General features: G+C 69.5%; 14 protein-coding genes. 5 read left to right on the top strand and 9 right to left on the bottom strand.

What is annotated here, in order from left to right; genetic code table 11:
* Window positions 1-84: 84 nt before the first annotated feature.
* Window positions 85-888 carry an SDR family oxidoreductase gene (locus tag AB0M01_RS13940; protein ID WP_363669105.1) on the bottom strand — a complete coding sequence of 268 codons (804 nt, stop codon included), beginning with the start codon at window positions 886-888 and terminating at the stop codon, window positions 85-87.
* Window positions 889-1,096: 208 nt separating this feature from the next.
* Here AB0M01_RS13940 and AB0M01_RS13945 point away from each other — a divergent pair, with 208 nt between their 5' ends.
* Together AB0M01_RS13945 and AB0M01_RS13950 are read left to right on the top strand one after the other, a co-directional pair.
* Window positions 1,097-1,975: an alpha/beta fold hydrolase gene (locus AB0M01_RS13945; protein ID WP_363669107.1), complete on the top strand. Its 879-nt coding sequence runs from the start codon at window positions 1,097-1,099 to the stop codon at window positions 1,973-1,975.
* Complete coding sequence (locus AB0M01_RS13950; protein WP_363669109.1) at window positions 1,975-2,226, top strand: hypothetical protein; 252 nt, start codon at window positions 1,975-1,977, stop codon at window positions 2,224-2,226. Before AB0M01_RS13945 ends, AB0M01_RS13950 begins: the two co-directional genes overlap by 1 nt.
* Window positions 2,227-2,240: 14 nt before the next feature.
* Here AB0M01_RS13950 and AB0M01_RS13955 read toward each other — a convergent pair whose 3' ends face one another.
* Window positions 2,241-3,371, bottom strand: a complete 1,131-nt coding sequence (locus AB0M01_RS13955) for a beta-propeller fold lactonase family protein (protein WP_363669111.1) — start codon at window positions 3,369-3,371, stop codon at window positions 2,241-2,243.
* Between the two features lie 46 nt (window positions 3,372-3,417).
* On the bottom strand, window positions 3,418-4,653 hold the full coding sequence (locus AB0M01_RS13960) for a cytochrome P450 (protein WP_363669113.1): 1,236 nt from the start codon (window positions 4,651-4,653) through the stop codon (window positions 3,418-3,420).
* 177 nt (window positions 4,654-4,830) lie between these two features.
* Here AB0M01_RS13960 and AB0M01_RS13965 point away from each other — a divergent pair, with 177 nt between their 5' ends.
* Window positions 4,831-5,190: an STAS domain-containing protein gene (locus tag AB0M01_RS13965; RefSeq protein WP_363669466.1), complete on the top strand. Its 360-nt coding sequence runs from the start codon at window positions 4,831-4,833 to the stop codon at window positions 5,188-5,190.
* The gene (locus AB0M01_RS13970; protein WP_363669115.1) at window positions 5,160-5,456 is read left to right on the top strand and encodes a hypothetical protein; all 297 of its coding nucleotides are present in this window, start codon (window positions 5,160-5,162) and stop codon (window positions 5,454-5,456) included. Before AB0M01_RS13965 ends, AB0M01_RS13970 begins: the two co-directional genes overlap by 31 nt.
* 34 nt (window positions 5,457-5,490) lie before the next feature.
* Here the strand turns inward: AB0M01_RS13970 and AB0M01_RS13975 are convergent, their stop codons facing one another.
* The 6 genes from AB0M01_RS13975 to AB0M01_RS14000 form a co-directional block, all read right to left on the bottom strand.
* Window positions 5,491-6,384 (bottom strand): ribokinase, encoded by an 894-nt coding sequence (locus tag AB0M01_RS13975; protein WP_363669117.1) that lies wholly within the window; start codon window positions 6,382-6,384, stop codon window positions 5,491-5,493.
* On the bottom strand, window positions 6,381-7,211 hold the full coding sequence (locus AB0M01_RS13980; RefSeq protein WP_363669118.1) for a carbohydrate ABC transporter permease: 831 nt from the start codon (window positions 7,209-7,211) through the stop codon (window positions 6,381-6,383). The genes AB0M01_RS13975 and AB0M01_RS13980 overlap by 4 nt, the downstream gene beginning before the upstream one ends.
* Window positions 7,208-8,074, bottom strand: coding sequence for a sugar ABC transporter permease (locus tag AB0M01_RS13985; protein ID WP_363669120.1), 867 nt, complete (start codon window positions 8,072-8,074; stop codon window positions 7,208-7,210). The genes AB0M01_RS13980 and AB0M01_RS13985 overlap by 4 nt, the downstream gene beginning before the upstream one ends.
* A complete protein-coding gene (locus AB0M01_RS13990; protein WP_363669122.1) occupies window positions 8,071-9,426 on the bottom strand; it encodes an extracellular solute-binding protein in 1,356 nt (451 codons plus the stop codon). The genes AB0M01_RS13985 and AB0M01_RS13990 overlap by 4 nt, the downstream gene beginning before the upstream one ends.
* A gap of 1 nt (window position 9,427) precedes the next feature.
* Entirely contained in the window at window positions 9,428-10,744 is a 1,317-nt protein-coding gene (locus AB0M01_RS13995; protein ID WP_363669124.1) for an ADP-ribosylglycohydrolase family protein, read from the bottom strand.
* Between the two features lie 146 nt (window positions 10,745-10,890).
* Window positions 10,891-11,886, bottom strand: a complete 996-nt coding sequence (locus AB0M01_RS14000; RefSeq protein WP_363669126.1) for a LacI family DNA-binding transcriptional regulator — start codon at window positions 11,884-11,886, stop codon at window positions 10,891-10,893.
* A gap of 169 nt (window positions 11,887-12,055) precedes the next feature.
* On the opposite strand from AB0M01_RS14000, the gene AB0M01_RS14005 reads away from it, so the two are divergent.
* Window positions 12,056-13,111 (top strand): nucleoside hydrolase, encoded by a 1,056-nt coding sequence (locus AB0M01_RS14005; RefSeq protein ID WP_363669128.1) that lies wholly within the window; start codon window positions 12,056-12,058, stop codon window positions 13,109-13,111.
* Window positions 13,112-13,140: the final 29 nt, after the last annotated feature.

Here is a 13,140-nt window from a genome sequence, read left to right on the forward strand (position 1 = left end):
CGGTCGTCGGCGGGCGCGCACTGGAGCTGAATCGCTGGGTGCGGCCCGCCGCCGAACGCGGCACTCCGGCCTGAGCGCGCCGGGTCAGTTCCGCCCCGCGGTGACGCCGCCGTCGACGTTCCAGACCGCGCCGGTGACCCATTCGGTGGCCGGCGACAGCAGGAACGTGATCGTGTTGGCGAGGTCCCGGGTGGTTCCGGTCCGGCCGAGCGGGTGGAACGGGTCGAAGCTGTGCAGCGTCGCGTCCAGCTGGTCGGACGGGACGAACTTCTCGTAGATCGGCGTCGCCACCACGGCCGGTGCCACCGTGTTCACCCGGATCCTGTGCGGCGCCAGCTCGAGCGCGAGGTTGTGCGTCAGGGCGTGGATCCCGCCCTTGGCCAGCGAGTACGCCGAGGACGGCGTCGCCCCGACCGCCTGGTGCGCCCACAGGCTCCCGATGTTCACGATCGACCCGCCACCGCCGGCGTCGGCCATGCCCTGGGCAACGGTCTGGGTCAGGAAGAAGATCGCCCGGTTCAGGTCCTGGTAGAGGTCGTAGTCCTGCCTGCTGTGCTCCAGGAACGGTTTGGGCAGGAAGACGCCGGCGGCGTTCACCAGCAGGGTCGCGTCCGCGTGCTCGGCGGCGAGCTGCCGGCGGGTGTCCTCGACCGCGGCCGCGTCGGCCAGGTCGACGGTGATCCCGAACGCCTGCCCCTCGCCGCCGAGCTCCTTGACCGTCGTCTCGACCTTCGAGGCGGTCTGGCCGATCACGACGGCGGTGCCGCCCGCGGCCGTGACGTCGAGCGCGGTCTGGCGACCCATCCCGCTGCTTCCCCCGACGACGATCAGCTTCTGTCCTGCGAACACGTCCGTGGTCCCGGACCGGTCGAGCCAGTTCATGCTCATCTGGAGCTCCTCCGCTACGCATGGTGGGCGACCGTGCCGGCGCCCTCGGTGCCTGCCACCCTCGTCGCTGCGGCGGACGTTCCACATCGCTCGATCAGGCCTGGTGAAGTCTGTCGATCTTGACGATGTGCGTCGGCGCCGGTGCCGTCAGCATTGCCGCACCGCGCTGCGCCGATCTGGCCGCGCAAGTCAACCGAAGGAGTTGGAGATGCCGACAGTTCACCACCGTTACGCCGAAATCGACGGCCGGCGGTTGTTCTACCGCGAGGCCGGCGACCCGCAGGCGCCTGCTGTCGTCCTGCTCCACGGGTTTCCGGCGAGCTCTTTCATGTTCCGCGAGCTGATCCCGGCACTGGCCGGCGAGTACCGGGTGATCGCACCGGACCTGCTGGGGTTCGGGCTGTCCGATGCCCCGCGGGTGGAGGACTTCGAATACACGTTCGACGCCTTGGCCGCGCTGACGTCCGGGCTGCTGGACTCGCTCGGGGTCACGTCGTACGCGATGTACGTGCAGGACTACGGCGCACCGATCGGCTGGCGGCTCGCGCTCGAGGACCCGGAGTCGGTCAGCGCGATCATCACCCAGAACGGCAACGGTTACGACGAGGGCTTCGTCGACGGCTTCTGGAAGACCGTGTGGGACTACCAGGCCGAGCAGACTGCCGAGACCGAGGCAGGGATCCGGCAGGCGCTGACGCTGGAACTGACGCGCTGGCAGTACCTGACCGGCGTTCCCGACGAGACTCTGGTCAGCCCCGACACCTGGCACCACGACTTCCACAACCTGTCGAGACCGGGCAACGACGAGGTCCAGCTGAAGCTCTTCCGGGACTACGTGACGAACCCGGCGATGTACCCGCGGTTGCACGAGTACCTCCGGACCAGCCGCCCGCCGGTGCTCGCGGTCTGGGGCAGCGGTGACCCGATCTTCGGTCCGGACGGCGCCCGGGCGTTCGCGAAGGACGTACCGGACGCCGAGATCCATCTTCTCGAGGGTGGTCACTTCCTGCTCGAGAGCGCGGTCGACGAGGTCGCGGCGCTGATGCGCGATTTCCTGGGCCGGCGGGTCCGGCGGGTCACGGACTGATGCGGGCCGGGGCGGCAGCAACGGTGCTGGCGGCAACGGTCCCGCCGGGTGCGCGCGAGCCACGCGGCATCGTTGCCGACCCGGCCGGACGGCGGGTGTACGTCGCGAACTTCAACAAGGACGGCGACGGGAGCGTGGCGAGTTACCGCGTCGCGGAGGACGGAACCCTGGGACCGTTGCGAGGTCCGGTGCCGACCGGTGGCCGGCAGCCGGACCTCACGAGCATCACGCTCGCCCAGTCGGCGCCGTGACAGCCGGGCCCGGGCTACAGCGCGACGATGCCCTCGGCGGAGACGCCGTGCGGAACGGTGACCGAGCCGAGCCGGGTCAGTGATCCGTCGGCGTTGATCCGGAACGCGTTGATGTGACCGTCGATGCCGGTCCGCGCGTACAGGTTCTTGCCGTCGGAGGAGGCCGCCAGGTCGGTCGTGCCGGCGTCGGCGCTGGTGGTCCCGAGAGCGGTGAGCGCGCCCCGGCGGTTGACGGTGAACCCGGAGATCGAGCTGCTCCCGCCGTTCGCGGCGTAGAGCTTGCCGTCGACGGCGACGATCCAGCAGGTCGCCACCTGACCGGTCGCGCTGTGGTCCACGGCGGTCAGCGTGTCGTCGCGGTTGATGGTGAAGGTCGCGACGGCGTTCGGGCCGGCTTCGGCCACGGCGAGGTGCCCGGCCGCGTCGAAGTCGACGGCGAACGGTACGGCGCCGGGCAGAGTGGTGACCGTCGGCCTCGCCGAGGGGCCGAACAGGCCGACCCGGAAGATGTCGATGCTGTTGGCGCCGTTCTTGGTCGTCACGACCAGGCGGGTGCCGTCCGGGGTGAACGCGATGTCGCTCGGAGCGTTGCCGGACTCCTGGGTCTGCTGCGGGTCGAGCCCGACCGACCGGTGCCACGGCCCGATCGGGACCAGTCGGCCCGCGACCTGCAGGTAGCCCTGGATCGAGCCGCCGCCGCGGGCGTTCAGCACGTAGACCAGGTTGCCGTGCACCGTGATGCTGACCGGAAAGTCGCCTCCGGACGACACGACCTGGCGGCGGACGAGCTTGCTGCCGTGGACCGCGAAGACGGTGACCGAGTCGCTGCCCGCGTTGGCGACGTACAGGTTTCCCGAACGCCGGTCGTAGGCGAGCGATCCCTGCGACGCCGTGGCGTCGATCCCGGCTCCGGCCAGGACGCCGCCCTTGCCGCCGGTCGGGTAGCGGCCGGCTTCGGCCAGGCTGCCGTCGCCACGCCGGTCGTAGGCGACCAGTGTGTTGCCGTGGGCATCGTTGTTCTGGACGAAGACCGCCCGGGACGGGCTCGTGCTCGACGACACCGTGGCGGCGTTCGCGGGCACGGTCAGGGAGACCGCCGCGACGGTCGTTCCGACCATCAGGGCAGTGGTGATGACGCGTTTCATGTGACTCCTCGCAGTGAAGTGGTGAATCGGTCAGGTGTCTCGGCGGTCACCGGGCCGGGAGGCCGAGGCGAACGGGGAGGGTCTTGTGGCCGTTGCCGAGGATGCTCGGCAACGGCTCCAGCGCGGTCGCGGGAACGGCGAGCGAGAGGTCGGGGAACCGGTCGAACAGCCGCGGCAGGGCGATCGCCGCCTCGGCCCGGGCCAGCGGGGCGCCGAGGCAGTAGTGCACACCGTGGCCGAAGGCAACGTGCCGCTTGTCCGGCCGGGTGACGTCGAACGTCTTGGCGGTCTCGCCGTGCAGCTCGGGGTCGCGGCTCGCCGCGCCGTACAACGCGAGGATCGCGTCACCCTTGCGGATCGTCTGCCCGGTCGGCAGCTCGATGTCCTCGACGGCGTACCGCATCGGCATCTGGCTGACCGGTGAGGCGAACCGCAGGGTCTCGTCGACCACCGCTTCCCAGTCAGCGACACCGGATCGCACCAGCTCGAGCTGTCTGGGATCGGAGAGCAAGGCCGTGACGGCCGAGTCGAGCAGGTTGATCGTCGTCTCGTAGCCGGCGGCGATCACCAGCAGGAGCGTGTCGGTCAGCTCCGTCTCGGTGAGGGAGGATCCGTCGCCCTCGTCGTCGCGGGCGGCGATCAGCGCGCTGGTCAGGTCGTCGGCCGGTTCGGCGCGTTTGAGCGCGACGAACTCGTGCAGCATCGTGTAGGCGTCCTGCGTCGCGCGCACCGCCTCCTCGGCGGTGTTGGTGGTGTCCCAGATCCGGTCGATCGACTCGCGGAACCCGGTGCGCAGGGAGGCGGGGATGCCGAGCAGGTCGCTGATCACCGCGACCGGCAGCTGCGCCGCGAAGGTCTGCCGCAGGTCGACGACGCCGGTGGCGTCCACGGCGTCCGTGATCGAGTCGAGCAGTCGGTCGGTGCTCGACTCGATCGCCGGCAGCAGTTGCGCGGTACGGCGGCCGGAGAAGGCCGGGCTGACCAGGCGGCGGAGGCGGCGATGATCCGCGCCGTACGCCGTGAACATGTTGTCCACCGAGACCTGCAGGTAGAGCGGCCACTTGCCGACGATCTCGCCGGCCATGAACCGGGGCCAGTGCTGACGGGGGTCCTTGGACACGCGGCTGTCGCTGAGGAGCCGGACGAGCAGGTCGTGGTGCCCGACCGCCCACGCCTTCTCGCCCAGCACGTCGACGAGCACCGGACCGGCTGCGTGGTGCAGAACTTCCTCCTCGGCGAGCCGTCGGCGACCGCTCGGATCGAGGACCAGGGGATTTTCCATGCACCGATCATCGCCACGAAAAAACGCCGGACCGGCGCTTCGGGGGTGCCTGTAAGTGGCCCGTAAGTCGTTGCTCGACCACTGGTGGGACCGACTCGGGTAATCCCTGACGCGAGCACCGCGGTGGACCTGGTCTGCTGGCCGGTGACCCTGATCGCGAGGAGGAACAACCAGGTGGTGGGTCCATGGACGCCGAGAGGGCAGCAGCTTCGGCTCCGGGTCGAGGACGGGCTGGTGACGATCGAGATCCGCGGGGTCCTGGACGCGCACACGGCCGCGATGGCACGAGCCGAGTTCCTGGTGGTCTGCGGAATCGCGAAGGCGATCACCGTCGACCTCGGCGCGGTGCACGAGCTCCGAACCGATGCCGGCCTGGAGGAGCTGCTCGGGGAGTTCCGTCGTGAGTGCGCGCTGCACCGGACCGGGCTACGGGTGGTCGCAGCGCACCCGCGAGTGCTGACGGCCTTGCGGACCTGGGGTATCGACACGAACAACGGGAGGTACGAATGGCGCACCCGATCGACTGGACTCCGGTGACGACGGCCGAGGTGGTTTCGGCGATGGAGGACTACCGGCGTCTCGGTCCGGAGGCGTTCCTGGCGGAGCACGGCTTCGGGCCCACGACCACCTACGATCTCGTCTGGGAGGAGAGCCGGTACCCACCGAAGGCGATCCTCGGCGCCGCCTACGAGCGGGCGACCGGGGCGAGGCTGGCACCCGGCGACTTCGAGGGCGGCAAGTCCGGCGCGGTGAAGGTGCTCAGCCGGCTCGGGTTCACGATCGAGCAGAGGAGAAACCGGTGAGCGACTCGTGGAAGCACCGCGACGTACGGCGAGGTCACTGGTCTGCGGTTCGACGACGGCCATGCACAGTTCGCCGGGCGGTCCGAGTCGTAGCGTCGGCGGCGAGGTAGTCCCGCAGCGGCCTGAGCGGTGGTTGTGCGCCGCTGGTACCGACCGCGGCGCCGCCGACCGCGCAGGCCGTGCTCAACGCGTCCGGAACCGGAAGGCCTTCGAGCAGGCCGACGACGAGTGCCGCGCAGAAGGCGTCTCCGGCGCCGACGGTCGACACCACCTCCACCTTCGGTGCCTCGGCGTAGGCGATCGACCGGCCGCTGCGGAAGGCGACCGCTCCCTTCGCGCCGTAGGTGACGACGACCAGGCGCGCCCCCGACAAGGCCGGTACGGCGGCGTACTCGGACTCGTTGACGACGACGAGGTCGCAGCGGTCGAGGAGGTCGGTGGGCAGCGGAACGGCCGGCGAGGCGTTGAGGGCGACGAAGCCGGTGGCACGCTCGACGGCCGCGACGGTCGTCGCCAGCGGAAGCTCCAGCTGACACAGGATGGCTGGTGCCTCGCTGAGCGTCTGGGCGACCTGGACCTCGTGGTTCGCGCCGGGAGCGACCGCGATCTGGTTCTCTCCGTCGGCATCGACGACGATCAGGGCCGTTCCGGTGGGACGGGCGACGACGGCGACACCGCTCACGTCGACTCCCGCTGCCTGCAGCGCCTCCAGCGACCGGAGCCCGGCGCCATCGTTGCCTCTGGCCCCTACCAGCCGGACGTCCGCACCGAGCCGCGCGGCGGCGGCTGCCTGGTTGGCCCCCTTTCCACCGGGGCTGTGCCGTACGTCGGCCGTGCTCACGGTCTCGCCCGGGGCCGGCAGCCGGTTCCCGACGGCGGTGATGTCCTCGTTGATGCTGCCGACGACGGTCAGCTGCGGCGGTTTCATGCGCCACCGAGCCCGGACGAGGACAGGCCGTCGATGAACCGGCGCTGCAGCACCAGGAACAGGATGAGCATCGGCGCGATCATGATGATGCCGGCGGCACTGACCAGGGTGTAGTCCTGGCTGAAACCCTGCTGGAACGTGAAGAACGTCGTGGACAGCGGCAACAGGTCCTGGTTCTGGATGAAGGTGACCGCGAACAGGAACTCGTTGTACGCCGACAACCCGGTGGTCAGCGCGACGGTCAGCAGCCCGGGCAGGGCGTTCGGGAGCACGATGCGCACCAGCACCTTAAGCTCACTGGCACCGTCGACGCGCGCGGCCTCCTCGAACTCGCGGGGGAGCGTCAGCAGGAACGACCGCAGCAGCAGGGTCGCGAACGGCGAGAACAGTCCGACGTAGATGAGGATCAGGCCGAGCCTGGTGTCGTAGAGCCCGGCCTGGGTCCACAGGTAGAACAGCGGCACCAGGAACATCTGGGTCGGGAGAGCGCTGGTCACCAGCAGATAGGTGATGAACGCCGACGAGCCGCGCACCTGGAGACGTCCGAGCGCGTACGCCGCGGAGCCGGCCACCACGCAGGTGAGCGCCGCGGTGCCGAGCACGATCACCAGCGAGTTCACCACGCCCGCACCCATGTTCGCCTGCTGCCAGGCGGTGGTGAAGTTCTCCCAGCGCCAGGCGCCGGGGACCCCCAGCGAACTGGCGGCGTACTCGCTGGGGCTCTTCAGGGCGTTGAAGAAGAACAGCACGATCGGCCCGATCGAGAAGATGGCCAGGCAGGTCAGCAGGACGTAGCTGACGGTGCCACCGCGGCGTACGGTCCTCATATCTCCCACTCCTTGACTCTGCGGACGATCAGGTACGCCGTCACGACCACCGCGCTGATCAGCGCCATCACCACACCGACAGCCGAGGCGTAGCCGGCTCGCAGGTCGGAGAAGGCCTCGCGGTAGAGGACCGTCGACAGCAGGTCGGTCGCGCCGGCCGGACCGCCCTGCGTCATGATCCAGACGTAGTCGAAGGCGAGGAACGACCAGATGATCGTCATCAGCCCGAGGAACGCGAAGGTCGGCCTGATCGCCGGCAGGGTGACCGAGAAGAACTGGCGGGTGGGTCCGGCGCCGTCGATCTCGGCCGCCTCGTAGAGCGCCGGGTTGACGCCCTGCATGGCGGCCAGGAAGACCACGACCAGGAAACCCCACCAGGCCCAGTTGTTGACGAACTGGACCGACCACAGCGCCAGCCGGCCGTCGCCGAGCGGATTGATCCCGAAGACGCTGCCGAGGCCTGATCGCGGGTCCAGGATGCTCTCCCAGATCGAGGCGTTGACGACGCTGGCCACGATGTAGGGGACGAAGTAGACGACGCGGAAGATCAGCCGGAACCGGCGGACACGGCTCAGCGCGTAGGCGCCGAACAGGCCCATCGACATCGGCACCACGAGAAAGAACGCCGTCCAGATCAGGTTGTGCCACAGGCCGTTGAGGAACTCGTCGTCACCGAACAGCTCCCGGTAGTTGGCCAGACCGACCAGCTCGGCCGGACCTGCGCCGGTCCAGTCGGTGAGGGAGTAGTAGACCGAGAACACGCTCGGGATCAGGACCACGAACAGGTTCACGATGATCAGCGGTAGCAGGAACAGCCAGCCGCTGGTCCGTGGGTCGCGGAGCTGACGGCGCAGCGCCGTCATGACAGCTGAACTCCCGGTTTGGGTGCCGTCGGCACCTTTCCGGCCCGGAGCTCGGCGGTGAACCTCTCCTGGATTCCGGCGCAGTAGTCAGCGGCGCTGAGCTTGCCGGTGATCACCTTCTCGAAGGAGTCGATCAGGTAGGTCTCGGTCTGCTGCGGGAAGAAGGTCCACGTCGTGTACCCGATCGTCCTGGCCGTCGAGAGCGTCGTGTAGAGCCGGACGGTCCTCGGGTCGGCGCCGGAGCCGAAGTCGCCGGGTGCGATCTTGATCGGTGGCGGTGCGGCGTTCTGGTCGACCAGCGCCTGCAGGATCGCGGTCTTGCCGGTGGTGAGGAAGTTCAGGTACGCCGCGGCGTTGTCGACGTTGCCGGACTTGGCGTTGATCCCGGCGGACTGGCCGATGGCCAGGTCCCAGACGTCGGTCGGTACGTCGCGGCCCAGCGACGGGAGCGCCGCCCAGTCCCACTTCGCGTCGTTGCCGGCCTTCGCACCGAAGTACGACGGCAGGTAGGCGAACTCCCAGCTGCCCGAGATCAGGCCGGCCGCCTTGCCGCCGGCCAGCTGCTCGTACTGGATGGAGAACTTGTTCGTGAAGTAGTCGTTCACGCTCCCGCCGAACCAGCCCCGTTCGAAGTAGCCGGTGTACCGGGTGACCGCGTCGACGAAGACCGGGTCGGTCCACGCGAGCTTGCCCTGCAGGGCTTCGTAGACGGCGGCCGGTCCGGCGCCGTGGTTGAGCGCGACCACCATGTGCCACTCGTTGGCGCCCTTCCAGTCGGCGTTGCCGGCGGCGACCGGAATCAGGCCCTTGCCCTGGGCCTCGGTGCAGTACGCCTCGAACTCGGCCTGCGTCCGGGGCACCGGGACCCCGAGCTTGTCGACCGTCGCCGGGTTGAAGTAGAAGGCCATCGTCTCGTACTGCGTCGGCACGGTCCTGAGCTTCCCGTCGATCCGGGAGGCATCGAGTGCCCAGGAGGCGAAGGTCCGGTCCCAGTCGTACTTCGCGGCGTAGCTGTCCAGATCGACCAGGTAGCCGGCCTTGGTGTACTCCGTGGTGCCGGTCGACGGGCCCGGGGTGACGATGATGTCGGGACCCGAGCCGGCGGCCAGCGCGGTCTGGATCAGCCGGTCGATCGTGTCGGTGGACTTGTTCGAGAACTTGACCTTGCCCGGTCCGGGGTAGGCGTCGACGAAGTGCTTCTCGAAGTAGGTGACCAGGTCCTGGTTGTCGAGGTTGTTCCAGAACTGGATCACCGACGGGTCCGAGGACGCCGGCTTGTTGCAGGCGGCCAGGCCGCCGAGCAGGGTGAGCGCTCCGCTGGAGATCAGGAAACGCCGGCGGGTGATGGTCATGTCAGTCTCCCAGTGGTGTGGCCCCGAGGCCGTCGACCGCCAGCCGCACGGTCCGCCGGGCGAGGTCGGAGATGGCGGAGTTGTCGAAGCCGAACAGCGCGGACCGGGTCCGGTCGTGCAGCGGATCGATCAAGTGGTGGGGGAGCCCGGCGCTCCCCGCGAGGATCGCGGCGACGGACCCGACGGTGGCGCCGTTGGAGTCGGTGTCCCAACCGCTCATGACGACCCGGCCGACCGCGGTCGTGTAGTCGCCGTCGGCCCACAGCAGCGCGGCCACGACAGCAGCCGCGTTGTTGATCGTGTGGACCCAGGAGTAGTGGCCGTACGCCGTACGAATGTCGGCCAGGGCTTCGTCCCAGGTGCCCCCGGCGGCCTGCAGGTCGAGCACTCTCCTGATCGCCTCCGCCAGCCGCGACTTCGGCGGCACGACCTGCAGTGAGGTCTCGATCGCCTCGCGGGCGTCCGCGGCGGTGAAGGCAGCGGCAACGAGGGCCGCGGCCCACATCTCGCCGTAGATGCCGTTGCCCACGTGGGACAGGGCGGCGTCCTGGTAGCTCAACCGGGCGGCGCTCCAGGGGTCACCGGCGAAGACGTAGCCGAACACGTCACCGCGGATCTGCGCCCCGATCCACTCCCGGAACGGGTTGCGCCGGGTGGCCGTCTCCGGTGGCCGGTGCCCCTGGACCATGTTGACGTAGGCGGCTCGCTCGGCCGTGTAGACCTGTTCCAGCGGGAAGAGGGTGCGCCACGCGCGGCCGACGTGCTCCGGGGTGAGACTCGCTCCGTGGCGCTCGAGCAGGTGCAGGGTCAGGATCGGGTAGTCGATGTCGTCGTCGCGGGCCGACCCGTTGACGTTGCCCTTGGTGGTTTCGGGCCAGTTGTCGACCAGTTCGAAGCCGGCCGGCATCGGGTCGAGTACCGGCACGTAGTCCCGCAGCGGGTAGGCCCCGGCGATCTGCAAGTAGTCACGAATGTGGTCGGCGGTCCAGTGATCGCCTTGTTCCACCGGCTTGCCGAGGTTGCAGCCCGCGATCCGGCCGAGCCACGCGGCGCCGATCTTGTCCGACAGGTCGGCGGCGGCGACCCGCTCGGCGCCCGGTGCGCTCGGCAACGACTCCCGGAGGTCGTCGAAGGCGGTCGGTTCCTCGTACGCCCATTCGCCGGTTCGCGACAGGTCGGACATCTCGTCGACCAGGCTGAACAGGGCGGCGTTGTCGGAGGGGTCCAGGCTGTTCGCCGCCTTGATCGCCTCGCTGACGTCGTACCCGGTCTCCTGCCGTTGGGCGACCTCGTAGGCGACCAGGACGCGGCCGTCCAAGGGGTCGTGCCCGACCAGCTGCTGGAAGTCGGAGCTCAGCGCGGAGCTCGATTCTGGGAAGACTGAAATGGTCCTGCTCCTCTGTTCGAAGGCGTGCGGCACCGACGGCCCGGCATCGTGCCGGTCCGGGGCTGGTGGTGCGATGGTCAGGCGGAGTCGCGCCGCACCAGGTGGGTGGGGAGAGCGTCGACGGTGTAGGCCTCGTCGGGACCACGCTCGATCCGCCGCAGCAGAGCACGCGCACAGGCCGCGCCGACGTCCCGCGCCGGGTTGACGACCGTGGTCAGGTGAGGCGTGATGAGGTTCGCGGTGTCGATGTCGTCGAAGCCGATCACGGCGAGGTCGTCCGGCAGGCTCAGCCCGGCCTCCCGGGCCGCGTCGATCAGGCCGACCGCGATGATGTCGTTCGCGCAGATGATCGCGCGGGGCCGGTTCGGCAGAGCCAGCAGTCGCCGGCCGGCCTCGAGCCCACCTGCCCGCGTGAAGGGCACGTGGTCGATCCACTCCTCGGCCACCGTCACGCCGAGTGCCTGGGCGGCGGCCCGGAAGGACGCGAGCCGGAGCGTCCCCGGGCTGCGGCCCTCGGGACCACTGATGAACCCGGCCTCCCGGATCCCGCGGTCACTCAGATGCCGTACGGCGGCCGCGATCCCCTCGCAGTCGTTGGTCTGCACGCGGTCGGCGTACAGCTCACCCTCGTGGTCGGAGATGAGGACCAGCGGCAGCGGACCGACGATGCGGCGGATCTCGGCCGGCGTCAGTGACATCGGCTGGATGATGATGCCGTCGACGTTGCGCGCGACCATGTCGCGGAGCAGCATCTCCTCCGCGGCCGGCTCGCCGTAGGTGATCCCGATCAGACTGACGTAGCCCTGGTCGGCCAGCCCGTCGTGAACGGCCTGGACGACCGTGGGGTAGTACGGGTTGGAGATGTCGACGACGAGGAAACCGACGCTCTTGGTGCGCTGGATCCGCAGGCTCTTGGCCACCAGGTTCGGGTGGTAGCCGAGCTCGTCGACGGCCTGCAGGATCCGCTCGCGGGTGGCCTCCGAGACCGGCCGCCGGCCGCTGAGGGCGTGCGACACGGTGGTCGGGCTGACCCCCGCTCGCACGGCGACGTCGCCGATGTGAACTCGCTTCATCGAGACGCCTCCTCGTTGTGCATATCGATTTGCATCGCCGGACGCCTTCATCGTGGGCGGGCCTTCGCAGCAGTGTCAAGACGATCGCCGGTGCAAACACAGCCAAAACTTTTGCGCTTGTTTTGCGTGCATAGTGGTGCCACCCCGCACCCGGAGGAGGACTGCTGACATGGCCGGACCCCGGCGCCAGGTGGTCGTCGACACCGACACCGGCCTGGACGACGCACACTCGCTGCTCTACCTCCTCGCGCAGCCCGACCTCGAGCTCCTGGGCGTGACAGCGATCTTCGGGAACACCACGGTGGATCAGGCGACCCGAAACATCGCGGCAGTGCTGGAGGTGGCGGACCGGGCCGACGTCCCGATCTTTCGCGGTGCGGCCGTGCCGCTGGCCGGCGAGCTCCGCATCGATCCGTGCTGGCACGGGGTCGACGGCCTGGGGGACCGCGGGCTTTCCGGTGCGGTCCCGGTGCCGAGGAGTGAGTCCGCCGCCGACTTCCTGGTCCGGATCGCCAACGAGCGGCCCGGTCAGGTCGATCTGCACCCGATCGGCCCGTTGACCAACGTCGCGCTGGCGCTGCGACGGGACCCCGACCTGCTGACGAAGTTCCGATCGGTGGTGCTGATGGGAGGGGGTGGTCCGTACCCGCCGCCCGGTGGACTCACCTTGACCGACGCGAACTCCGACCACGACCGGGCCGCGGCCGAGATCGTGTACACGGCGCGCAACACCGGCAACGTCGTCATGGTCGGGGTGAACGTCACGCTGCAGGCGCTGCTGTACGAACACGACTACGACCGGCTTCGCTCCGCCGAAGGCCGATGGCCACAGTTCGCGGCGACGATCCTCGACGCCTCCAACGCGACGTACGAGCACGTCTGGGGGCGCCGGATCTCCGCGGCGCACGACGCGCTGGCCAGTGTCGTCCTGCACCGCCCCGAGATCGCCACCGGGTGGGTCGAGGGGCCGGTGACGTTCACGCCGGCCGCGGGCTCGTTCGCCGTACAGGTGGCCCGTACGCACGACGGGCGGCCGCTGTCGTTCAAGACCCCCGACGGGCCGGTCGTCAGAGCTGTCACCAGCTTCGACCACGGCGAGTTCGTGCGAGTCCTGATGGACGCGCTGCTCCACGGTGCACCTGGGCAGCACCGGGGTGCGGTGCCAGGGGATCTCCCTGGGGCGAACGCCGGTCGATCCGGGAATCGTGGAGGCCGGGACACCTGACCGCCAGGTGCCGGACCGAAGGGCGAGGC

Origin of the sequence: Kribbella sp. NPDC051770 (assembly GCF_040681455.1) — a bacterium.
Classification (GTDB): Bacteria; Actinomycetota; Actinomycetes; order Propionibacteriales; family Kribbellaceae; genus Kribbella.

Coding starts and splice junctions, on each gene's coding strand:
- AB0M01_RS13980 (WP_363669118.1), bottom strand. CDS start 7,211: ATGAGGACCGTACGCCGCGGTGGCACCGTCAGCTACGTCCTGCTGACC.
- AB0M01_RS13975 (WP_363669117.1), bottom strand. CDS start 6,384: ATGAAACCGCCGCAGCTGACCGTCGTCGGCAGCATCAACGAGGACATC.
- AB0M01_RS13945 (WP_363669107.1), top strand. CDS start 1,097: ATGCCGACAGTTCACCACCGTTACGCCGAAATCGACGGCCGGCGGTTG.
- AB0M01_RS14005 (WP_363669128.1), top strand. CDS start 12,056: ATGGCCGGACCCCGGCGCCAGGTGGTCGTCGACACCGACACCGGCCTG.
- AB0M01_RS14000 (WP_363669126.1), bottom strand. CDS start 11,886: ATGAAGCGAGTTCACATCGGCGACGTCGCCGTGCGAGCGGGGGTCAGC.
- AB0M01_RS13950 (WP_363669109.1), top strand. CDS start 1,975: ATGCGGGCCGGGGCGGCAGCAACGGTGCTGGCGGCAACGGTCCCGCCG.
- AB0M01_RS13960 (WP_363669113.1), bottom strand. CDS start 4,653: ATGGAAAATCCCCTGGTCCTCGATCCGAGCGGTCGCCGACGGCTCGCC.
- AB0M01_RS13955 (WP_363669111.1), bottom strand. CDS start 3,371: ATGAAACGCGTCATCACCACTGCCCTGATGGTCGGAACGACCGTCGCG.
- AB0M01_RS13985 (WP_363669120.1), bottom strand. CDS start 8,074: ATGACGGCGCTGCGCCGTCAGCTCCGCGACCCACGGACCAGCGGCTGG.
- AB0M01_RS13940 (WP_363669105.1), bottom strand. CDS start 888: ATGAGCATGAACTGGCTCGACCGGTCCGGGACCACGGACGTGTTCGCA.
- AB0M01_RS13970 (WP_363669115.1), top strand. CDS start 5,160: ATGGCGCACCCGATCGACTGGACTCCGGTGACGACGGCCGAGGTGGTT.
- AB0M01_RS13990 (WP_363669122.1), bottom strand. CDS start 9,426: ATGACCATCACCCGCCGGCGTTTCCTGATCTCCAGCGGAGCGCTCACC.